This window comes from Vreelandella stevensii S18214 (genome assembly GCF_000275725.1).
Lineage (GTDB): Bacteria > Pseudomonadota > Gammaproteobacteria > Pseudomonadales > Halomonadaceae > Vreelandella > Vreelandella stevensii.
The window spans coordinates 1-19683 of record NZ_AJTS01000036.1; the positions used below are offsets into that span (position 1 = coordinate 1).

At 61.8% G+C, this 19683-nt stretch carries 19 protein-coding genes and 1 pseudogene; 11 read left to right on the forward strand and 9 right to left on the reverse strand.

Translation table 11 applies throughout. From position 1 onward, the window contains the following. The coding region (locus HSS18214_RS0107925) for a TonB-dependent receptor plug domain-containing protein (RefSeq protein ID WP_237718600.1) at nucleotides 1-772 on the reverse strand (772 nt) is incomplete at its 3' end. 157 nt (nucleotides 773-929) lie between these two features. Here HSS18214_RS0107925 and HSS18214_RS18680 point away from each other — a divergent pair. The 3 genes from HSS18214_RS18680 (at nucleotide 930) to HSS18214_RS0107940 (ending at nucleotide 1926) form a co-directional block, all read left to right on the forward strand. Further along, the gene (locus tag HSS18214_RS18680; protein WP_016914759.1) at nucleotides 930-1103 is read left to right on the forward strand and encodes a YqaE/Pmp3 family membrane protein; all 174 of its coding nucleotides are present in this window, start codon (nucleotides 930-932) and stop codon (nucleotides 1101-1103) included. A gap of 178 nt (nucleotides 1104-1281) precedes the next feature. Beyond that, nucleotides 1282-1497: a TIGR02450 family Trp-rich protein gene (locus tag HSS18214_RS0107935; RefSeq protein ID WP_016914760.1), complete on the forward strand. Its 216-nt coding sequence runs from the start codon at nucleotides 1282-1284 to the stop codon at nucleotides 1495-1497. 222 nt (nucleotides 1498-1719) lie between these two features. Then, entirely contained in the window at nucleotides 1720-1926 is a 207-nt protein-coding gene (locus tag HSS18214_RS0107940; RefSeq protein WP_009095703.1) for a cold-shock protein, read from the forward strand. Between the two features lie 104 nt (nucleotides 1927-2030). Here HSS18214_RS0107940 and HSS18214_RS0107945 read toward each other — a convergent pair whose 3' ends face one another. After that, a complete protein-coding gene (locus HSS18214_RS0107945) occupies nucleotides 2031-2876 on the reverse strand; it encodes a putative RNA methyltransferase (RefSeq protein ID WP_016914761.1) in 846 nt (281 codons plus the stop codon). Between the two features lie 162 nt (nucleotides 2877-3038). On the opposite strand from HSS18214_RS0107945, the gene HSS18214_RS0107950 reads away from it, so the two are divergent. Next, the gene (locus HSS18214_RS0107950; RefSeq protein WP_016914762.1) at nucleotides 3039-6512 is read left to right on the forward strand and encodes an acyl-[ACP]--phospholipid O-acyltransferase; all 3474 of its coding nucleotides are present in this window, start codon (nucleotides 3039-3041) and stop codon (nucleotides 6510-6512) included. 31 nt (nucleotides 6513-6543) lie between these two features. On the opposite strand, the gene HSS18214_RS0107955 is transcribed toward HSS18214_RS0107950, so the two are convergent. The 3 genes and pseudogenes from HSS18214_RS0107955 to HSS18214_RS18685 all read right to left on the reverse strand — a co-directional run bounded on the left by HSS18214_RS0107955 (nucleotide 6544) and on the right by HSS18214_RS18685 (nucleotide 11755). Then, entirely contained in the window at nucleotides 6544-7326 is a 783-nt protein-coding gene (locus HSS18214_RS0107955) for an alpha/beta hydrolase family protein (RefSeq protein ID WP_016914763.1), read from the reverse strand. A 61-nt stretch (nucleotides 7327-7387) separates the two neighbouring features. After that, a pseudogene (locus HSS18214_RS17975) lies at nucleotides 7388-9209 on the reverse strand (mechanosensitive ion channel family protein). 80 nt (nucleotides 9210-9289) lie between these two features. Beyond that, on the reverse strand, nucleotides 9290-11755 hold the full coding sequence (locus tag HSS18214_RS18685; protein ID WP_162129520.1) for a GDYXXLXY domain-containing protein: 2466 nt from the start codon (nucleotides 11753-11755) through the stop codon (nucleotides 9290-9292). A gap of 176 nt (nucleotides 11756-11931) precedes the next feature. On the opposite strand from HSS18214_RS18685, the gene msrP reads away from it, so the two are divergent. Together msrP and msrQ are read left to right on the forward strand one after the other, a co-directional pair. Beyond that, complete coding sequence (gene msrP, locus HSS18214_RS0107980) at nucleotides 11932-12948, forward strand: protein-methionine-sulfoxide reductase catalytic subunit MsrP (RefSeq protein ID WP_016914765.1); 1017 nt, start codon at nucleotides 11932-11934, stop codon at nucleotides 12946-12948. Then, the gene (gene msrQ, locus HSS18214_RS0107985) at nucleotides 12948-13571 is read left to right on the forward strand and encodes a protein-methionine-sulfoxide reductase heme-binding subunit MsrQ (protein ID WP_016914766.1); all 624 of its coding nucleotides are present in this window, start codon (nucleotides 12948-12950) and stop codon (nucleotides 13569-13571) included. The genes msrP and msrQ overlap by 1 nt, the downstream gene beginning before the upstream one ends. A gap of 2 nt (nucleotides 13572-13573) precedes the next feature. Here msrQ and HSS18214_RS0107990 read toward each other — a convergent pair whose 3' ends face one another. After that, entirely contained in the window at nucleotides 13574-14152 is a 579-nt protein-coding gene (locus HSS18214_RS0107990) for an NAD(P)H-dependent oxidoreductase (RefSeq protein WP_016914767.1), read from the reverse strand. Nucleotides 14153-14317: 165 nt separating this feature from the next. Between HSS18214_RS0107990 and HSS18214_RS0107995 the strand changes: the two genes are divergently transcribed. Then, nucleotides 14318-15214, forward strand: a complete 897-nt coding sequence (locus tag HSS18214_RS0107995) for a LysR family transcriptional regulator (RefSeq protein WP_016914768.1) — start codon at nucleotides 14318-14320, stop codon at nucleotides 15212-15214. 55 nt (nucleotides 15215-15269) lie between these two features. Beyond that, nucleotides 15270-16253 (forward strand): metal-dependent hydrolase family protein, encoded by a 984-nt coding sequence (locus tag HSS18214_RS17990; RefSeq protein ID WP_272942910.1) that lies wholly within the window; start codon nucleotides 15270-15272, stop codon nucleotides 16251-16253. Between the two features lie 20 nt (nucleotides 16254-16273). Here the strand turns inward: HSS18214_RS17990 and HSS18214_RS18690 are convergent, their stop codons facing one another. Further along, nucleotides 16274-16366 carry a hypothetical protein gene (locus HSS18214_RS18690; protein WP_016914770.1) on the reverse strand — a complete coding sequence of 31 codons (93 nt, stop codon included), beginning with the start codon at nucleotides 16364-16366 and terminating at the stop codon, nucleotides 16274-16276. 377 nt (nucleotides 16367-16743) lie between these two features. Then, nucleotides 16744-17772, reverse strand: coding sequence for an SO_0444 family Cu/Zn efflux transporter (locus HSS18214_RS0108015; protein ID WP_016914772.1), 1029 nt, complete (start codon nucleotides 17770-17772; stop codon nucleotides 16744-16746). A gap of 71 nt (nucleotides 17773-17843) precedes the next feature. On the opposite strand from HSS18214_RS0108015, the gene HSS18214_RS0108020 reads away from it, so the two are divergent. Genes HSS18214_RS0108020 through HSS18214_RS0108030 form a run of 3 tightly spaced genes read left to right on the forward strand, consistent with a single transcriptional unit; the run spans nucleotide 17844 to nucleotide 19178 of the window. Beyond that, nucleotides 17844-18296 (forward strand): MerR family transcriptional regulator, encoded by a 453-nt coding sequence (locus tag HSS18214_RS0108020; protein WP_016914773.1) that lies wholly within the window; start codon nucleotides 17844-17846, stop codon nucleotides 18294-18296. 29 nt (nucleotides 18297-18325) lie between these two features. After that, nucleotides 18326-18859, forward strand: coding sequence for a hypothetical protein (locus HSS18214_RS17995; RefSeq protein ID WP_016914774.1), 534 nt, complete (start codon nucleotides 18326-18328; stop codon nucleotides 18857-18859). A 22-nt stretch (nucleotides 18860-18881) separates the two neighbouring features. After that, nucleotides 18882-19178 carry a DUF1330 domain-containing protein gene (locus HSS18214_RS0108030; protein ID WP_016914775.1) on the forward strand — a complete coding sequence of 99 codons (297 nt, stop codon included), beginning with the start codon at nucleotides 18882-18884 and terminating at the stop codon, nucleotides 19176-19178. Here HSS18214_RS0108030 and HSS18214_RS0108035 read toward each other — a convergent pair. Beyond that, complete coding sequence (locus HSS18214_RS0108035) at nucleotides 19139-19663, reverse strand: LabA-like NYN domain-containing protein (protein ID WP_016914776.1); 525 nt, start codon at nucleotides 19661-19663, stop codon at nucleotides 19139-19141. The two genes, HSS18214_RS0108030 and HSS18214_RS0108035, sit on opposite strands and share 40 nt — an antisense overlap. Nucleotides 19664-19683: the final 20 nt, after the last annotated feature.

Here is a 19683-nt window from a genome sequence, read left to right on the forward strand (position 1 = left end):
CATCCAGCGCCAGGGCGTTGGGCGCAGCCTGATCGCGCCCCTGCGCAACCTCAGTGGCCGTCAGGGCACCCGGGTCTTCCGAGCGCGGGTTATCCAGCACGTTGATAATGGCCGTCAGTGCCCGTTCACTGCCCAACTCACGGCGCAGCTTGGCATTCAGCAGGTACTTTTCCGTGGCGCTCTGCTCGCGATAACCATCCACGTTGAGAGCCGTCAAGCTGACATGATGCGACCAATCCCCCTGCGCGCCACCGTGCTGCAGCGCCACTTTCTGATAGCCATGGCTGCCCGCCCCCAGGCGGATGCGTGTGCCAGGGTTGTCGCGCCCATCGGCCGTGGTCACGTCGATCACGCCCCCGGCAGCATTACCGTAGAGCACCGATGAGGGGCCGCGAATCACCTCGATCCGTTCGGCGCTGTCCAGATCGATGGCATCCAGCTGCGCTTGACCATCCGGCAGGGTATACGGAATGCCATCCACCATCACCGTAATCCCCCGTACGCCAAACGGCGCCCGGGCACCAAAACCACGAATGGCGATACGCTGGCCCTGGGCAAAATTATCGCGGTTCTGCAGCGATACCCCGGGCACCCTGTTCAGCGACTCATCCAGCCGCACCCGCTGCTGCCCCTGCTGGATCTCCTGAGCGTCGAGGGTCGAAACAGCCGCTGGCGTGGCATAGAGTTCACGGGCCAAACGGGGAGCGCTGACCTCCACGGCAGGCAGCACGGTAGTGGCCTCGGGCGCAGTTTGCGCCGCCGCCGGGGTCATCACCACCGACCCCAACAACAGCGCCAGCGGTGTATGTGAAAACGGTAATTGAAAACGATGCATGGATTCCCTTCCCAATGATTGGCGCTCAGCCTAAGCTGAACGATAGTGTAAGTGGTTGGTCTTATAGGTTAGCTAAAAAAGCAAAGGAGGCTTTATGGCGTTGACAGCGACAGACCCGATCAAGATGATTTTTGCGGTGATCTTCCCCCCTCTCGGGGTGTTTCTCGAAGTCGGGCTAAAAGGACATTTCTGGCTCAATATCCTGCTGACCCTGTTTGGTTTCATACCGGGCATCCTTCATGCGTTCTATGTCATCTTGAAACACTAGGGTCATCTTGAAGCACTAGGGTCATTTTGAAGCACTAGGCCTTTCGTATCCACTCGGTCCAGCAAACGCCGTTTTGCCTCGCGCACAGCGGCGTTTCTCCACCCGCCCTATCCCTGCCGGGCTGTGTATCTATCAGAGTACCCTCATCCTCCTGACATGCGCACTTGCCGGAGCATCAATGAACCGTATCAACCCCAACAAGCTACACCACAGCAAATGGACAGCCGCCACGCCCCGCAACAAGGAAAAACATTTCATCGTGACCCAGCTGCTGCGCGACGAGGAAGAGCAGGTCGTCGATATTGTGCTGGAAGCCGTGCACTCCCACCGTGAAACCACGCTGCCTTGGCAGGCGCTCAAGGATGACCAGACGTGGAAAATGGGCTGGAAATAGGCCATTCCATGGCAATACTCAAAAAATAATCACGAAAGGCTTTGACCCGGCAGCGCAAGCATGACACTGTAGCGTCAGTTGGTTAGTAAGCAAGCAGCATGGTTTCAGTTGCGTACGATCTTTTTCGTTAGCCTGAATATTGTATTCCTTGTTTCACCCGCTACTTCATCTGGGTCATACCAGGAATTTTATTAAGGCGCATCAGCGCAAAGGATCTACACAATGGCAACTGGCACAGTTAAATGGTTTAACGACACCAAAGGCTTCGGTTTCATCGCTCCTTCTGACGGTGGCGACGATCTGTTTGCACACTTCTCTGAAATCCAGTCTGACGGCTTCAAAACCCTGCAAGAAGGCGCTAACGTCTCTTTCGACGTTACCCAGGGTAAAAAAGGCCTGCAGGCTTCTAACATCAAGCAAATCTCCTAAGTCTTCGGACTTGAGCATTTGCTGGAACCCACGCCCTGTGTGATGGGTTCCACCAGAAAGGCCCGCTTCGGCGGGCCTTTTTGCGTTTGAGCGTCATCTGCGAACTACACTCGCTCCCAGACGATGAGCCGTGCATCCACGGTCAACGACAGCGCCTCCAGATTCGCCGCTCGCTCACGGCCTTCGGCACTGGCGCGGTAAAGGTGAGGCGTCATGGCCAGCAAATCGCCAATCGGCTCGGCCCCCTTCAGGGAGACCGCATAGCGCAGCTCATGCGCTGAATGCGCCACAAAGCCTGCGGGCACCTCAGGGGACTTTTCACGGGCGGGCTTCAGGGTCGGGTAGATGACCTCACGCAGCTCTCGCAAATGCTCAGCCCCCGCTTCCACCTGCAGCAGCTGCCCACCCGGCTTGAGTACCCGCGCAAACTCCGCATGCACCGGAAAGCCGAACAGGCACAGCACGCTGTCCAGCGTGGCCGACTGAACCGGCAGCTGCGCATTGCTGCCCACCACCCAACGGCACGTCTCGGCCCCCTGCCTGGCAGCCGCCAACACCGCCCACTTGGAAATATCCAACCCCATCAGCGCCAGCGACTGTTCGGCAGGCCATCGCCCCGCCAGCTCACGCAGGTAGTACCCCTCGCCACACCCCGCATCCAGGCAGTGATACGCCTCCTGCCCATGCGCATGGCGCTGGAGGATCTCGCTCACCGCCTCGGCAATCGGCCGATAATGCCCCGCCGCCAGAAAACGCTGGCGGGCAGCCACCATGGGCTTGCTATCGCCGGGGTCCGTCGAGCGCTTCTGCTGCACCGGCAGCAGGTTCACATACCCCTGCCTGGCCACATCGAAAGCGTGACGAGCGGCACATCGCCACGTATTGCCTTCCAGATAGAGCGGTTCACCATCGAGCGGGCAGGCCAACGCCTGAAAGGGGGTGCTATTCATCAATGGGGATTCTCTTGGCAGCCTTGTCGAGCGTATGCGCAAGCACGCTATACTGCATCACCCTGCAAGACGATCAGTTTCAAAACCGACCACGATACCGGAAAGCCCGCACAACACAATGCGCGCAGGTGTATCAAGCATCCGGCAACAAGGCGAGACACCATGCAAGCATTGCTGCGCAGCGCGGGCGCCTGGCCCTACCTGATGGCCATTTTCCTCAATGCGTTTGTGGATCTAGGGCACAAGATCGTTATCCAGAACACGATTTTCAAAAGCTACGACGGTACGCAACAGGTGGTGCTGACGGCGCTGGTGAATGGCCTGATTCTGCTGCCGTTCATTCTGCTGTTCAGCCCTGCGGGCCATCTTTCCGATCGAATCCCCCGCGTCAGCGTGCTGCGCGTCTCGGCCTGGGCGGCCGTGGCGGTGTCGCTCGGTATCACGGCGGCTTACTACCAGGGCTGGTTCTGGCTGGCGTTTGCCATGACGCTGCTGCTGGCCATTCAGTCGGCCTTCTACTCCCCTGCCAAGTACGGGTTGGTGAAAGGGCTGTTTGGCAAGCCACGTTTGGCAGAGGCCAATGGGCTGGTGCAAGCCGTCACCATCGCCGCGATACTGGCAGGCACCGTGGCCTTTACCGCGCTGTTCGAATACTGGGTGCCTGCGGGCGGCGGCTCCCCTGACGAGCTGCTGCGCCACATTGCCCCGTTGGGTTGGCTGCTGGTCCTCAACAGCGGACTGCAGGTGGTCGCTCTGTACCGCTTGCCGCTGGACCCACCGCGCTCCGCGCCCACCCCCTTGACCTGGGCGCGCTACCGCAGCGGCACCGCCCTCAGGGAAAACCTGCGACTGATTGCCCAGCAGCCCGTACTGCGGTTGTCGATCATCGGCCTGGCCACGTTCTGGTCGGTGGGCCAGGTGCTGCTGGCCGCCTTTCCGTCCTATGCCAAGGATGCGCTTTCCATCGATAACACGCTGGTGCTGCAAGCCATCCTGGCTGCCAGCGGGATCGGGATTGCGCTGGGGTCGCTGCTGGCCAGCTCGCTGTCCCGCAACCGCATCGAAACCGGGCTGATTCCGGTGGGAGCCGTTGGGGTCGCCATCGGCTTGTGGTGTCTTCCCCTGTTCACGACGCCCGCCAGCCAGGCATTGAACTTCGTGTTCATCGGCATCATGGGCGGACTGTTCATCGTACCGCTGAACGCGCTGATTCAGTTCCATGCAGCCGACCACCAGTTGGGCACCGTGATGGCCGCCAATAACTGGATCCAGAACCTGGCCATGCTGGGCTTTCTGGCGCTCACCGCGCTGTTCGCTCTGGCAGGGGTCGATAGCCACTATCTGCTGCTGTTGATTGCCAGCGTTGCCATGGCGGGCGGCGCTTACACTATCTTGAAACTGCCGCAGAGCCTGGTGCGCTTCGTATTGGGGTTTCTGCTCACCCGCCGCTACCGGGTTGAAGTGCATGGCCTGGAGAACCTGCCTGCCCAGGGGGGCGTACTGCTGCTGGGCAACCATATCAGCTGGATCGACTGGGCCATGGTGCAGATTGCCAGCCCACGCCCCGTGCGCTTCGTGATGCTGCGCTCCATTTATCAACGCTGGTACCTACGCTGGTTTTTCAAGGCCCTGGGCTGCATCCCCATCGAACGCGGCGAACAGGCCGACATTGCGCTGGCCAAAGTGGCCAACATGCTCAATGCAGGCGAGGTCGTGTGCCTGTTTCCAGAGGGTGCCATCAGCTATAACGGCCAACTGGGCGAGCTGCGCCGAGGTTACGAGCGCGCCTGCCAGCAGGCCGACCCGAGTGTGTGCATCGTGCCCTTCTATCTGCGCGGGCTGTGGGGCAGTCAGTTCTCCCGCTCCTCCAGCAAGCTGAAGGAGCTGCGCAACTCGCCGCTGCACCGCGCCGTGGTGGTCGCCTTTGGCAAGCCGCTGCCGAAAGACACCTCCGCCGATGTGCTCAAGCGGCGCATTTTCGAACAGGCCACCCACTCCTGGCTGCACGCCATGGATACCTTGCCCAGCCTGCCCTGCGCCTGGATCAAAAGCGTCAAACGCCGCCCCAGCGCGCCTGCCGTGGCAGATACGTTGGGTAGCGCATTGAGTGCCGGCCAGGCGCTCACGGGCAGCCTGTTGATCGCCAAGCGTCTGATGCGCCACAGTGCCCAGGAGCCCGTCGTCGGGGTGTTGCTGCCCACCAGCTCGGCGGGGGTATTGGCCAATATGGCGACGCTGTTGGCGGGTAAAACGCTGGTCAACCTGAACTATACGGCCAGCCAGGAAGCCCTGGCCTTTGCACTTCAGCAGGCAGAGGTACGCACGCTGCTCACCTCCCGACGCTTTGTCACCAGGCTGGAGCAGCGCGGCCTCGACGTCACACCGCTGTTGGCCAGCCTTCGCGTTCTTTACCTGGAAGACCTGCAGGCCAGCATGACGCGCCGGGAGCGGCTGATGACCTGGCTAGCCGTTCGCAGCCTCCCCGGTTGGCTGCTGCAAACGCTCTTCTGCCGCGCACAGGATGCCCGCGCTACGGCGGCTATCCTGTTCTCCAGCGGCAGCGAAGGAATGCCCAAGGGTGTCATGCTCAGCCACCGCAACCTGATGGCCAATATCAAGCAAACCTCCGACGTACTGAACACCCAGCACGACGATGTGGTGATGGCCTCGCTGCCGACATTTCATGCGTTTGGGTTCACGGTGACTCAGCTGCTGCCACTGGTGGAAGGGCTGCCCCTGGTCTGCCACGCCGACCCGACCGACGTATCCGGGGTTGCCAAGGCCGTCAGCCAGCACCAGGCCACCATCATGTTCGGCACCTCCAGCCTGCTGCGGCTGTTCAGCCGTCACCCCAAAGTGCAAGCCGAGCAGTTGCACAGCCTGCGCATCGTGGTCGCCGGTGCCGAGAAGCTGGATGAGCGCGTGCGAGAAGGCTTCATGGCCAGGTTCGGCAAGCCCATTTATGAAGGTTACGGGGCCACCGAAACCGCTCCGGTGGTCTCGGTCAACTTGCCCGATACGCTGGGCTCCCGTTCGCAGCCGCTGCAAAAGGGGCATCAGCCGGGCACGGTGGGCATGCCGCTGCCGGGCACCAGCGTGAAAGTGGTCGACCCGGAAAGCCTGGATGAACTGCCCACCGGGCAAGCCGGTATGGTGATCGTCAGTGGCCCTCAGGTCATGCAGGGCTACCTCCATGACCCCGAACGCACTGCCTCGGTGCTCAAGACGCTGGATGGGCAACGGTGGTACGTCACGGGCGATAAAGGATACATGGACGAAGACGGCTTCTTGACCCTCATCGACCGCTACACGCGCTTTGCCAAGATCGCCGGAGAGATGGTCAGCCTGACCGCCGTGGAGAACGCCGTCCGCGCAGCCCTCGAAGAGGCCGACACCCCCTTGATGGCAGTCAGCCTACCCGACGCACGCAAAGGCGAGCGGCTGGTACTGCTATCGGAAACACCCCTAGACCGCCAGGCAACCGCCTCGGCCATGCGCAGCCAAGGCACCCCCAACCTGATGATTCCAGACCACTGGCTCACAACGGCTGCCCTGCCCCGCCTCGGCTCCGGCAAAGCCGACTTCGCGGGCGCCAAGCGGTTGGCCAAGGAGCAGTTGGATATGGCCAACAACTAATGCCAAGGAATGCATGCCTCGACTTCGATCATCACTTACCAGATTGCGTGGTATGCAGGTGCAACGCATGGGCAAAGAAGCCAAGCACCTTCTGGTAGTGGAGATTCTGCCCTTCACTACCAGGAATGTGGTCCTCGCCAGCGTAGTAATGAACCTCCGGTTCGCGACCATGGTGACGCAAGCGCTGCTCAAGGCGTTTTGTCATCTCTACCGACCACATTTGATCATCGGTTCCGTGAGAAATGAACAGCGGGCCTGGATAACGTTCGATCTCGATAGGCGTTGTGGGCAGTAGACCATCATGACGCCCACGCCATTGCCAGGCTCGCTGACGGGCGTCCCAGGCTTGCCAACCAGGGTCGCCTGCATCCCGAAAACTTCGCGCATCGAAGGCGCCGCACACTACATCGGGTGGGCTATGCACGGCGATGGCGTCAGGCAAGCCAGGCATTGCCTCACGCGCCATCAGGGCACCCAGCAGTAGGGCTTGCTCGGCACCGCGAGAAACGCCGTAGAGGCCGACCCAGTCAGCCGCATAACCAGAAGCGCGTAACGCTAGCAGCGCTTCAGCGCTGCGCTCCAAGGGATAATCAATGATGTGTCCCGCATTCCAGACGTTGCCACCCTGCGAATAACCCAATGGAAACGCCAGGTATCCATGTGCAGCCAACAGCATCGCATCTCGATGGCTCCATCCCGACCAGGCCCCTTCCGAACCATGCAGCAGCATCACGGCAGGAAACGGCCCTTCACCGGTAGGGCCATAGGTCACGCCCCAACCAGGCAGCATCCGTTGCACGATATTGAGTGTCATCTCGCTAATCTATCTCCGTCATGTTCTTGATATCGGCCCGCATATCTGGGCAAATGCGCCCCTAGTCGGGGGCGCTGTTGCCTCCGGTTTCTGCGCTGCCTTCGCTGCTGGCGTCTCCGCGGTTGTCGCTGCTGCCTTCACCGGGCCCGCGGGGGGTGCGTTCATGGGTTTCCTGGCGGGCGCTCGACGTGGTTCCCGAGCGCTGGCCTTGGCCCTTGGCAACGTCGTGGTGGCTGATGACCATGACCTCGCGGGGCCACCATTCGGGGTGCTCATCGCGGATGTAGGCCATGAGCTGCTCGCGGATGTTCATTTCGGCGGTCCAGCCCGATAGCGGGTCGGAGGTCATCAGGTAGCAGGTGACGGTCTGTGCATGTGCCGTTTGGCCTGTGACGTAGCACAGCAGCTTGTGGTGCTCGACCACGCACTCTTCGGCCTCGGCAAACTCGATAAATTTTTCACGAATTTTGGAGATGTCGGCACTCAAGTGCAGCGTCAGCTCCAGAAAGCGATACATCTTGGCACTTTTGACCGACAGGTTCTCGAAAGGCTTCGAGATGAAGTAGGTCACCGGTACGATCAAGCGACGCTCATCCCAGGAGCGCAGGCGGATAAAGGTATAGAAGATACCCTCTACGTAGCACCATTGGCCTTCGAAGATCACCAGGTCACCGATGCGCACCGGCTTGGCCAGCGAAAGCTGAAAAGAGGAGAGAATGTTGCCCAGCACCGCCTGGCCCGCAATGCCCACCAGCACGGCCAGCACGCTGGCCGAGGCCAACAGCGAAAGGCCCAGGGATTCGAACAGCTTGATCTGCCCCAGCACGTACACCGATACCGACACCACCGTGACCAGGATGATGCCGCGCCGCAAGGCATACAGGCTGGTCAGCAGACGACGCTTGTCGCGGGGTTTGGTATCGTCGATTTCCCCCACCAGGTGACGCGTCATGCGCAGCATGATGGTATCCACCAGGCGTAGCGCGATGGTGCCCCCGCCCCAGGCCATCACGGCAATCAACAATACCCGGAAGGTGGTAGTCGCCACGGCGGAAAACGACACCACGTAATCCAGCAGTGCCTGAGTGAACAGCGCCATCACGATCAGCGCAACGGGCACCCCGATCTGGTCGGCGAAGATGGTCGACACGCCGGAGGGCAACAGGCGCGCCACGAGCCTCACGGCATAGTAGGCCACGACGCCCACTCCGCTCACCGTCAGCAGAAACAGCGGAATGGCCAGCCACTCCCAGACCTTCAGCATGCCGAACGAGGTCTTGAACCGCTCGGGGATATACTGCTCGATCACCGAAGGCCCGTACTCTTCATACAGCTCGGGAATCGCTGACACGCTTTCCGGCATCACCAGCCACACGGGGTCTTCGTCGGGGATGCGGTAACGGCCCAAGCGCACATCGTACGCATCGCCATTGATCTGCAACGAGGCCAGCTCGATATTACGTCGGGGTTGGCCGGTCATCGGGTTCTGGCCGGACGGGTCTTCAATGGCCGCATCCTGGCGCCCGGACAAGTTGGAGGCATTGAGCCACTCGCCGCGCCGCAATACTTCGGCCAGCTGCTCGGCCAGTTCGGCCCCCCGGCCGGGCTGCTCACCCGAGTCGATATCCGCCAGGTTGAGCAGATGCCCGGCGGCCGCGTAGTCCCCCCTCCTCGGTGAGCGTCAGGAAGCTGCGAATCGCTTCCCTGGGCGTTAGCCGCTTGACCTCTTCCGGCGCTTCGCCCAGCCCGGCATTCAGCGTGTCTGCAGTGAACCAGCGCTCATCTTCGCTCTCGTCGCCCTGGCTCTGCGCCAGGCCCATGTGCGAGAAACATAGCGCTACCAGCAGTACTAGCCAGTATCGCCATCCGTGTGTTTTCGTCATTCTCGCCTCTATCCGTGCTTATGGTTGGACCAAGTACAGACCACGATAGCCCGTGAGGCAAGTCACGCCCCGGCGGGCGGTCACTGTGCCAACCCTCCCAGGCGCTGCAACGCCTCATCATAAAGCCCCGTCAGCAGTAGCGCCCCTTGGGCATTTACCCGGAACTGACCATAGCGCGCCGCTTCGTAGCGCTCGGCATGTCCCTCCTGAAAGAAGAAGGCGTCGGTGGCAAAGCGCACCTGCCCATGGCGCAGGCGAAACACCAGGCGGCGCTCGTCACTGGCCAAGGGTGAGCCATCGTCCAGGCGCTGAAAACGAGCAACCTGCGCATCGTCCAGACGCACCACGACCTCGCCATTCAGGGCGTCAGGAAGGGCCTGGGAGTGATCTTCGTAAAGCGCCTGCCGCAACCGCTGGGCCAGCGCAAAGTCGAGCGCCATGTAATCGCCCTGCATCAAGGAACGCGGGTCCACCGGTGCCAGCGCCAGGTAGACGATTTCGCCTTCGGCCAGGTGGCGCTCCTTCTGCCAGATGGCAGCATTGACGGTCGCCAGCACCAGCAGCGTGGAGAGCATCAGCGCCCAGCGAAAGCGGCTGGCACGGGCACGGCGCTCCAGCGGTCTGGAGTCAGCCTTGAGCGCGCGCCTCGCCAGCAGTCCACGCGCCCCCAACACCGCTATTCCCAGCAATAGCAGCAGCCCGGATTTGGCCAGTAGCGAAAGGTCCAGCCAGTAGTAATAGTGCCCCAGTGCCACCAGCCACAGCACCACGCCTGCGCCCAACACCAGCCGCTGGCCCAGGGCGTATCCGAGCAACAGCAGCGCCAGCCCGGCGCTCAGCCCCGGCACGTAGAAGGCCAGCCCAGCCGTGAACAGCGCGGCGGCATAGGCAAGCCTGCGTGAAGCGGGGGTCACGGCACACGCGGTAAGCGCACGATGTACCACCCACAGCAGGGCGCTCCCCGCCAGCAGGGTCGTGACACCGCGCACCAGCCCTGGCCAACGGGACGCCGTACCCAACAAGCTATCCAGCCCGCTGGGCGCCATGGCGTATAGCAGGCCTTGCACGGCCATCAGCCCCATCAGCAAGCCCAGCCCCCAGGCGTGCATCGCCTCCGGGTGGCCACGCCCCCACGAATACCCATGCCAAACGCTGACCACCGCCAACAGGATCAGGCCGCTGGCGGCAGCTCCCATACCGTGGAGTGCCAGAGCCATATACAGCGCTATGCAGGCCAGCAACGTGGCCACGAAACGGTGCAACGCGCTGGGCATCACCACGGCCAGGCCGACCTGCAGCATCCACAGCAGCCAGACGCTCTTCCAGGTACCGTTCCAGGCACTGTTCCAACCACTGTTCCAAAAACTCTCCGAGCCAGCTCCCCAACTACTCGCCAGCAACGCCCACGCCACCAGAAACTGCCCTGTCAGGCTGAAGACCAGCGCCAGATGCGTCATCACGTCGTGCGAGCGCATTTTCCGTAGCACGCTAAAGCCAAGCCCAAGGCAGCCCAGCCCCATCATCAGCGTCAGGGGGCCGCTGTCGATGACGGCCACCAACAGCGTTGCCACGAACCCCAACAAACACAGCGCAGCCAGCCACCCGGCCACGGCCTGTACACCTCTCAGCAGCCATGGCAGCGGGCCTTCTCCCGCCATGCGCTTCAACCAGGCCACGCTCAACATGCCCATCGCGGTGACGGCCAAGGCCATCATCAGCAGGCCAATCGCGTAGCCGTCACTCGACAGCCAATAACGTGCCATCAGCCACAGGACCAGCACCATCACCGACAGGCACCCTCCCGCCAGCATGAACAACTCCAGGCGAAGGTATCGATATACCCCATACAGCAGCGCCAGCCAGGCGCCATAAACGGCTACAGGCAGAAAAGCGTGGGTCAACGCGCCCGACAGCCCGTGCATCATCAGCAGGGTCACCGGCACCCCGCTGCCCAACGCCAGCACGCGCAGCGCCCAGTCCGCTGGCCAGCCCCGCCGCTGCACGCCCCACTCCCAACCGGCCAGCGCCACGCTATTGACCACCGCCAGTCCCCACAGGCCCGCCACTTGAGGCCATCCCAACGCCCCCCATAACCCCCAAACGCTGGCATAGAGCCAGATGGCCATGTTCACCAGCCCCCACCACAGTAGCCACAGCCCACTCAGGCGGGCCATGACTACCCAAGGCAGAGCCAATACCGCCCAACCCGCAAACAGTTGCCACGGGTCTGCCCCGGTTTGATACACCTGCCCGACCAGCGCCAGCAGCACACCCACCACGCACACCGCCATGCATAGCGCCAACTGCCTGCCCCTGGGCCGCCAGGCCTGCCACAGCGCCATGCCCACGGCCAGCAACAGCACGGTTTGCAGCAAGCCCAGCCGCGCCCAGCGTCCCATGCCGGCCCAGTGGTAGGCCACGAAAAACAGCAGCGCACCGGCAAGGGTCAGGCAGCCCAGCCAAGGCAGCAGCCGCATGAACAGCTGGTGCCAGTCCGCGCTCGTTGGGTAGCTCAGGGGGTTCTGCTCATCAACTCTTGAAGGCATACGCATGGAGTCCACAGGGGCCAACGCTTGGCCAGTTAGACATGACGCCAGTCAGCGCCAAAGCGATATAAAGGTTATACACTGAAACAGAAGTGGAGAACTTCTCCTGCCATCCATCGTCAAAGGTGACGCTCTTCTTGCACCTTGGACATGCTCTTCTACGCAGAGGCTCCCCCATGCTGATAAAAATTGCCAAGCCCAGTGATTTGAAAGAATCGGATGTCACCCCGGAATCCATCTATCTGTCGCGCCGACAATTCATGGGCGGCATGGCGGGGCTGGGGGCTGGGCTTGCGCTGTCGGGGCACGCACGCGCCAATGCGGACTATTCGGATGTGCCAGCAGGCAGCGGCCCACAGTGGCTACAGCAAAAGATCGGCGATACCCAGTGGGGAGCCGTGACTCCCAGCGACCCCGATACAGACACCCTAACCCCCTTCGACGATGCCAGCGGCTATAACAACTTTTATGAGTTCGGCACCGGAAAAACCGACCCCGCCCGCCGGGCTGGCAGTTTAAAAACCGAGCCCTGGAGCGTGGTGGTCGATGGCGAGGTGAACAACGGCGGTCGCTTTGCGCTGGAAGACCTCGTCAGCCCTACCCGGTTCGAAGAGCGCATCTACCGCTTGCGCTGCGTGGAGGCGTGGTCGATGGTCATTCCCTGGCTGGGCATTCCGCTGGCCGATATCATCACCCGCGCCGAGCCCACCAGCAAAGCCAAGTACGTGCGCTTCGAAACCCTGGTGGACCCAGAGCAGATGCCTGGCCAGCGCTCGTCGTTTTCGCTGATCGACTGGCCTTACGTGGAGGGCCTGCGCATGGATGAAGCCATGCACCCGCTGACCCTGATGGCGCAGGGCATGTATGGCCGCGAACTGCCCAACCAGAACGGCGCACCGCTGCGCCTGGTGGTGCCCTGGAAGTACGGGTTCAAGAGCATCAAGTCGATCGTGCGCATTTCGCTGGTCGAAGAGCAGCCGATGAACTCCTGGCAGCTGATTGCCCCCAACGAGTACGGCTTCTATGCCAACGTCAACCCGGAAGTGGATCACCCCCGCTGGAGCCAGGCCACCGAACGCCGCCTGCCCAACAGCTTGTTCAGCCCCAATACCATGGACACCCTGATGTTCAACGGCTACGCCGACGAAGTGGCCGAGCTGTATGCCGGCCTGGACTTGAGAGCCAACTACTGATGGCCACACCACGCACCTGGTGGCTATGGCGCGGCGGCGTGTTCCTGGCCGCGCTGACCCCCCTGCTGTACTGGAGCGGTCAGGTGGCCAGCAACGCCGCTGGCCCGGAACCCGGGCGCTACCTGCTACTGAACCTGGGCATTGGCGCGCTTTGGCTATTGCTGATGACCCTGAGCCTGACCCCGCTGACCAAGCTCACCCGCTGGAAAGGCTTCAACCTGATCCGGCGGCAGTTGGGGCTGTGGACCCTCGCTTACGCGACCCTTCACCTGCTGAGCTATGCCCTGTTCATTCTGGGGCTGAACTGGGCCCTGCTGGGCAGTGAGCTGGTCAAGCGGCCCTACATCGTGGTGGGCATGATCGCCCTGCTGGGGCTGGCCGTGCTGGGGGCAACCTCCAACCGCTGGTCGATGCAGCGGCTGGGCAAACGCTGGAAGCCCCTGCACAAGTTTGCCTACGTCATCCTCGCCCTGGTACTGCTGCACTTCTTCTGGGTGGTACGCGCCGACCTGCGAGAATGGGCCGTGTATGCCGCCGTTTCCGCCCTGATCATGGCGACCCGCCTACCGCCAGTGGCACGCACGCTGCCCAAGCTGCGACAGCGTGCCAGTCAGCTCAGGTAGCACTAACCGAACACGCGACGCAAATGGCGACGATACTCCGCCTTGTCGCGCTCGACGTCCGGTGCCTTGATGACATCGTTGGCGATGAACGTGGGCTGGGCGGCCAGCCCGACGAACTGCTGGGATTTGTGGAACGCAAAGTAGACGCCATCGACCCCGCGCCCTTCAAAGAAGTTGCCCGGCTCATCGAAAGCTTCGGCGGGGGCATTCCAGGTCAACGACAGCATGTAGTGGCGGCCCTGCAGCAGCCCGCCGCTGCCGTACTGCTTGGAAGGGTCCTGACGCGAACGGCCATCGCTTGCGTACAGCGCGCCATGCCCCTCGGTAAAGACTTCATCGATATAGCGCTTGACCGTCCAGGGCGCGCCCATCCACCAGCCGGGCATCTGGTACACGATGGTGTCGGCCCACAGGTAGTGCTGTACTTCGGCAGCAGTCTCGTAGCCTTGCTCGATGACCGTCTCGCGCACGTCATGCCCCAGTTCCAGCAGGGTTTCCTTTGCGACGGCATGCAGCGTATTGTTGAGTTCACCACCAGAGTGGGCAAACGCTTTACCGCCATTGATCAACAGTATCTTCATGGCTGACACCTCACTGTGTTGTCGATTGGCTCGCTTGACGTTTCACTGCGAGCCATTGAGTGGGCGATATTGTGCAGTGAACAATGCCTTGGAAACAGCGCTCATCCCGCAAGAGACTCTTGCACAAAAATCAACTATCACTTGCCACGACCAGGCCTGGTAGCCATGAAAAGTACTCTGGAAGAGCAGCAAGCCTTCATTACCGTCGTGGACTGTGGCTCGATCACCGCCGCCGCCGAGCAGTTGGCCATGACGGTCTCCGGCGTCAGCCGCGCCCTGCACCGGCTGGAGCAGAAGCTGGGCACCACGCTCCTGCGCCGCACCACCCGGAGGCTGGAGCTGACGGAAGAAGGCGACACCTTTCTGGCCCACTGCCGCAGCATCCTGGCCGCCGTGGAAGCGGCCGAAGAGGCCGTGCAGGACCGCCATCAGCAGCCCAGCGGGCGGCTGCGCATCAATGCCGCGCCCAGCTTCATGCAATTCGTGGTGGTGCCGCTGATCGAGGAGTTTCGCGCCCGCTACCCGCAAATCACCCTGGAGCTGGATACCCATGACCGCTTTGTAGACCTGCTGGAACAGCGGGTCGACCTGGCCATTCGCATTGGCGCGCTGGAAGATTCGTCGCTCCATGCGCGCCCCCTGGGCCACAGCGCCCTGCGCGTGCTGGCCAGCCCCGCCTACCTGGCGCGCCATGGCACCCCTTCTCAGGTAGCGGAACTGGCCCAGCACACCCTGCTCGGCTTCAGCCAGCTGGACCACCTCAACCGCTGGCCGTTGAACGGCGCCAATGGCCAGCCGCTGCATATCACGCCCACCCTGGCGGCATCCAGCGGCACCACTCTGCTGGAGCTGGCAATCTCAGGCGTCGGTATCGTTTGCCTGGCCGATTTCATGACCCAGGCCCCACGCCAGCGTGGCGCACTGGTGGAAGTGTTGCCCGACCACACCACGCTGATCACACAGCCCATCCATGCCGTCTATTACCGGCAGGCCACGCTTTCCCATCGCACCCGGCTATTCATGGAGTTTCTGGCCGAGCGGCTGCCACCGCATTACGTTTAGCAGCGCGCTACGGGCCAACATCGCTTAATCCACACCGCTGCCCTAAGATGCAGAGATAGCACACCACCCACACGAGGCTACCCATGACGGTTGCTGCGCTGAACGCCCCACCTTTGCCCTCCAGCGCGCCATCGATGAAGGCATCGTCGATGGCCCCCGCATCTTTCCGGCAGGCGCCATGATTTCCCAGACCTCTGGCCACGGCGACTTTCGCCTACGTCACGAGGTGCCCAGAGGCAGCAACACGCCGCTCAGCGAACAGGAACGCCAAGGCGTCGCGGCCATTGCCGATGGTGAAGACGAAGTCCTGCGACGCACCCGGGAGCAGCTCATGCTGGGCGCGTCGCAAATCAAGCTGATGGCGGGCGGCGGCGTGGCTTCCCTCTACGACCCACTCGACAGCACCCAGTTTACCGAACGCGAACTGCGCGCCGCCGTGGAGGCCGCCGACGACTGGGGCACCTACGTGATGGTGCACGTCTACACCTCCAGAGGCATACAGCGAGCGCTGCGAGCCGGGGTTAAATCCATCGAACACGGCCAGCTGGCTGATGAAGAATCCGCCCGCATGATGGCCGGTGAAGGTGCCTGGTGGAGCCTGCAGCCCTTTCTGCAAGACGAAGATGCCAACGTCTACCCAGACGCCGCCCGCCGAGAAGCCCAGCGGCAAGTCGCCGAAGGCACCGTCCGTGCCTACGAGCTGGCCCAGCGTTTCAACATCCACACCGCCTGGGGCACCGACATCCTGTTCAGCCCTCAGAATACGCCCAACCAATTGCGCCAGCTCGCCAAGCTCACGCGCTTCTACGACCCGCTTACCGTACTGGCCATGGCCACCGGGCGTAACGGCGAACTGCTGGCTCTTTCCGGCCCACGCAACCCCTACCCCGGCACGCTCGGCAAAATCGAGCCCGGCGCCTGGGCAGACCTGCTGTTGGTCGACGGCGACCCCAGCCGTAACCTGGACTTCCTGAACGACCCCGAGCAGAACCTGCGCCTGATCATGAAAGGCGGGCGTATTTATAAAGACACCCGCTAGCCCCAGCGCCAACACAAGCGCTAGAACGCCATGACTTCGACCACCCAATCGATGAATACGCGCAGTTTGGCGCTGACGTGTCGGTTGGGGGGAAAGGCGATGTACATCGGCATGGGGGCGATTCCAGCAAAGCCCTACCCCAACTGGATGGCGGTCGGCGTCACATGGCTGGCGGGATTCGACTTTGAAATCAAGGTCATTGCAAGGCTGCCCACGACTTAGCCAATACACTTCAAATGATGCGTATCAAGCGAAGGGGCAGCACTCCCCCAACGCGATAGCTCCTCATTTTGGACTCCTGATGGATCAGCTAAATCTCGACTACACGGTGGTCATTTTTGCCTGTCTCGCCTTTACTGCCGGATTGGCAAGGTCCGGAAAGCCAATCCCAGTCAGTGAAAGGGCCAGCTAGTACGAACACTGAGGGTGTGAGTCGGCGATCACACCGCCCGCTGTCGACCCTTGCCTCACCGAACACCCGAAGCGGCGTTTAAAACCCCAACAAGCGGCGGCGTATCGGCCGAACAGCCACTATCATCAGCACTGCCAAGGCCAGCCACTCTAACCAGTGCGGTAGCAACTCTTGCACTTGTTTTGCCTGCTCCATTGGGCTCCAGCCAGCCATGCCAACGGCCACATCAAATAGCCAACCTACCAGCACCGTAACGCAGAGCACACTGGCAAGGTACACTGCCAGGGCAGGAGTGCCCAACTCACGGCGCAAGATAGCCAGCGTAGCCAAGCTGGTAATCGGCCCTGCCAGCAAGAACACCAGCGCCATTCCAGGGGAGATCCCCGCCAACAACAGCCCTGCTGCCACTGGCGTCGCCGCTGCCGCGCAAATGTAAAGCGGAATACCCACCACTGCCATCAGCATCAGCGCCCACAGGCCACCCGAAAAACGCACCAACGTATCCGGCGGCACCAGCGTGACCAGCACACCGGCCAGCAGCAACCCGGCAAACATCCACACACTGATGTCGTCCAGCAGATCGCTAAACGCATAGCGTAACCCTGCCCTAAGGCCGCTCGGCTCATCGACGTGTGCGCGTTGATCATGGCAACCACTTGAAGCGCAGCAGCCACCGGAAACCGCGGGGGCGGGTGCTGCTACGGCGGCTTCACGGGTCAAGCCTACTAGCAGGCCTGTCACAATCGCCGTTACCAACGCGCCGCCCACACGCACCAACGCCATCAGCGGGCCTAGCAGTGCGCTGGTGAGCAGGATCGAGTCCACACCCACACCAGGGGTGCTGATCAAAAACGAGGTAGTAGGCCCACGCCCTGCGCCACCACGGTGCAGCGCAATGGCGGTGGGAATCGCCCCACAGGAACACAGCGGCAGCGGCATACCAATCACCGCCGCCCGCACAATACTGCCAAGACCGCGCCCGCCCATCCAGCGCTGCAGCAGGCTGTCCGGTAGCCAAGCTTTAATCATCCCGGCAATGACCAGTCCCAACAGCAGCCACGGGGCTGCCGTTAGCGCAATTTGCAGCAGCTCGGCTATCAGCGTCATGTCATCACCTGCTTGTCCACTCTGGGAATAAGGGCTAGCCTAAACCCTGTCATCGTTACAGGGTCAAGCCAATGACACTCATCTACCGCATTGGAGAGGCGGCTACCCGCACAGGCTGCTCGCCGGAGAGTATTCGTCACTACGAAAAGCTGGGCCTGCTACCACCCCCGAAACGGGGTGAGCAGGGCTATCGTCATTACGACCAGGCAGCCCTTGAGCGCATCAGCTTCATTCGTCATGGCCGCAACCTAGGGCTAGACCTGCACAGCATCCAAGAACTGCTGGCGCTCTCCGACCGCCCTGACACCGACTGCGGCGCCGCTGATGCCATCGCCAGTCGTCATTTAGCGCATATGGAAGCGCGCATTGCCAAACTGCAAGCGCTGGCGGATGAACTACGCCAAGTGATTCATCAGTGCCGGGGCGGCAAAGCTGCCGACTGCCAAATCATTCAAACACTGTATGAGCACCAGCCTTCTTGCATCGACACTACCTGTGGTGAAAGCCAACCTTTATTAAAATGACGCTCGGCCATAGCCAAAAGGAATTACATATGATCGAAACAAGGGAAGAACTCGACGCCATCAAGCAGTCCTGCCATGCCATGGTGACGCGCAGCGCCGGCCTCTCCGCAGGTACGGCGATGATTCCCGTGCCGGGGCTGGACATTGGCTCGGACGTGGCGATCCTGATGCGCATCATCCCCAAGATCAACAGCCAGTTTGGGCTAACGCCGGAGCAGATCGACCGCCTGGATACCGAAAGCAAGCTGTTCGTCATGACCGCCATCTCCAATACCGGCAGCAAGATGGCGGGCAGGTACATCACCAAAAACCTGATCGTGACCCTGCTCGGCAAGATGGGCATCAAAGTTGCCGCCAAAGGCACCAGCAAATTCGTCCCGCTGATTGGCAGCGCCGTGGCGGGCGGCATCAGTTTTACCGCCATGAAATACATGGGCAACAGCCACATCGAAGACTGCTACAAGGTCGCGTTGGCCGCCCTGGAAAACCGTCAAATCGAACCGATGGCCGACGCCGACCCCGAGGCGCCAGCCGATGACTCCCACCCGACCGAGACGCCGTAGCGTCGACCAACAAGGAAATCCAATGCCTGCTTATGTCGTTTTAACCCGTGAACACACCCACAACAGCGAAGAAATGCAGCGCTACAGCGAAAAGGCCAAAGCCGCTCGGGAAGGCCACGACCCGCAGCCACTGGCCTTCTACGGAGACTTCGAAGTGCTGGAAGGCAGCGCCATGGAAGGCGCCGTGATCCTGCGCTTCCCCGACATGGCCGCCGCCCGCGCCTGGTACCAAAGCCCCGCCTACCAGGAAGCCCGCCAACACCGCTTCCTGGGCGCCGATTACCGCGTCTTTTTGGTAGAGGGTATTGAAGAGGTGTGATAGCGCAACAAGTCACCCTCGATGGGGATGAACTGGCTGGCGGCGTTGATCAGGGAAGCGGCGGTGAGCTGGGGCACGCCGTAGACTTCCACCCGTTTGCCGTGGGTCTCACGGATCTTCTGCGCCAACAGGTCGAAGTCGCCATCGCCGGAGACCAGCACCACCACATCCGCCTTCTCGGCGTATTCGATGGCATCGAGGGTGATGCCCACGTCCCAATCCCCCTTGGCCGAACCATCCGCGCGCTGAATGAACGGCTTTAACCTGACCTCGAAGCCAATCGAACGGAGGATATTCTGGAACTCACGCTGCTTGGCATCGCCCTTGTCGATGGCATAGCAGCGGGCGGCCAGCACCTCCCGGTTCGCCGTTGCCTTGGCCCAGAAACGACGGTAATCGAAGTGCCTGCCGTAGGCGTCGCGTACGGTGTACTGACACTCCCCGCCCGCCGCGCTTCGCGCTTTGGGCGAGGGTTCTGAGATCACCCCCAGAACCTTCCTGCTTC

What these genes read in the sequence shown, in the direction of transcription:
- HSS18214_RS0107955 (WP_016914763.1), bottom strand. Translation starts at nt 7,326, where the DNA reads ATGACACTCAATATCGTGCAACGGATGCTGCCTGGTTGGGGCGTGACC.
- HSS18214_RS0107950 (WP_016914762.1), top strand. Translation starts at nt 3,039, where the DNA reads ATGCAAGCATTGCTGCGCAGCGCGGGCGCCTGGCCCTACCTGATGGCC.
- HSS18214_RS0107995 (WP_016914768.1), top strand. Translation starts at nt 14,318, where the DNA reads ATGAAAAGTACTCTGGAAGAGCAGCAAGCCTTCATTACCGTCGTGGAC.
- HSS18214_RS0107990 (WP_016914767.1), bottom strand. Translation starts at nt 14,152, where the DNA reads ATGAAGATACTGTTGATCAATGGCGGTAAAGCGTTTGCCCACTCTGGT.
- HSS18214_RS18680 (WP_016914759.1), top strand. Translation starts at nt 930, where the DNA reads ATGGCGTTGACAGCGACAGACCCGATCAAGATGATTTTTGCGGTGATC.
- HSS18214_RS0107935 (WP_016914760.1), top strand. Translation starts at nt 1,282, where the DNA reads ATGAACCGTATCAACCCCAACAAGCTACACCACAGCAAATGGACAGCC.
- HSS18214_RS18690 (WP_016914770.1), bottom strand. Translation starts at nt 16,366, where the DNA reads ATGCCGATGTACATCGCCTTTCCCCCCAACCGACACGTCAGCGCCAAA.
- HSS18214_RS0108015 (WP_016914772.1), bottom strand. Translation starts at nt 17,772, where the DNA reads ATGACGCTGATAGCCGAGCTGCTGCAAATTGCGCTAACGGCAGCCCCG.
- msrP (WP_016914765.1), top strand. Translation starts at nt 11,932, where the DNA reads ATGCTGATAAAAATTGCCAAGCCCAGTGATTTGAAAGAATCGGATGTC.
- HSS18214_RS0107945 (WP_016914761.1), bottom strand. Translation starts at nt 2,876, where the DNA reads ATGAATAGCACCCCCTTTCAGGCGTTGGCCTGCCCGCTCGATGGTGAA.
- HSS18214_RS0108030 (WP_016914775.1), top strand. Translation starts at nt 18,882, where the DNA reads ATGCCTGCTTATGTCGTTTTAACCCGTGAACACACCCACAACAGCGAA.
- msrQ (WP_016914766.1), top strand. Translation starts at nt 12,948, where the DNA reads ATGGCCACACCACGCACCTGGTGGCTATGGCGCGGCGGCGTGTTCCTG.
- HSS18214_RS17995 (WP_016914774.1), top strand. Translation starts at nt 18,326, where the DNA reads ATGATCGAAACAAGGGAAGAACTCGACGCCATCAAGCAGTCCTGCCAT.
- HSS18214_RS18685 (WP_162129520.1), bottom strand. Translation starts at nt 11,755, where the DNA reads ATGCCTTCAAGAGTTGATGAGCAGAACCCCCTGAGCTACCCAACGAGC.
- HSS18214_RS0107940 (WP_009095703.1), top strand. Translation starts at nt 1,720, where the DNA reads ATGGCAACTGGCACAGTTAAATGGTTTAACGACACCAAAGGCTTCGGT.
- HSS18214_RS0108020 (WP_016914773.1), top strand. Translation starts at nt 17,844, where the DNA reads ATGACACTCATCTACCGCATTGGAGAGGCGGCTACCCGCACAGGCTGC.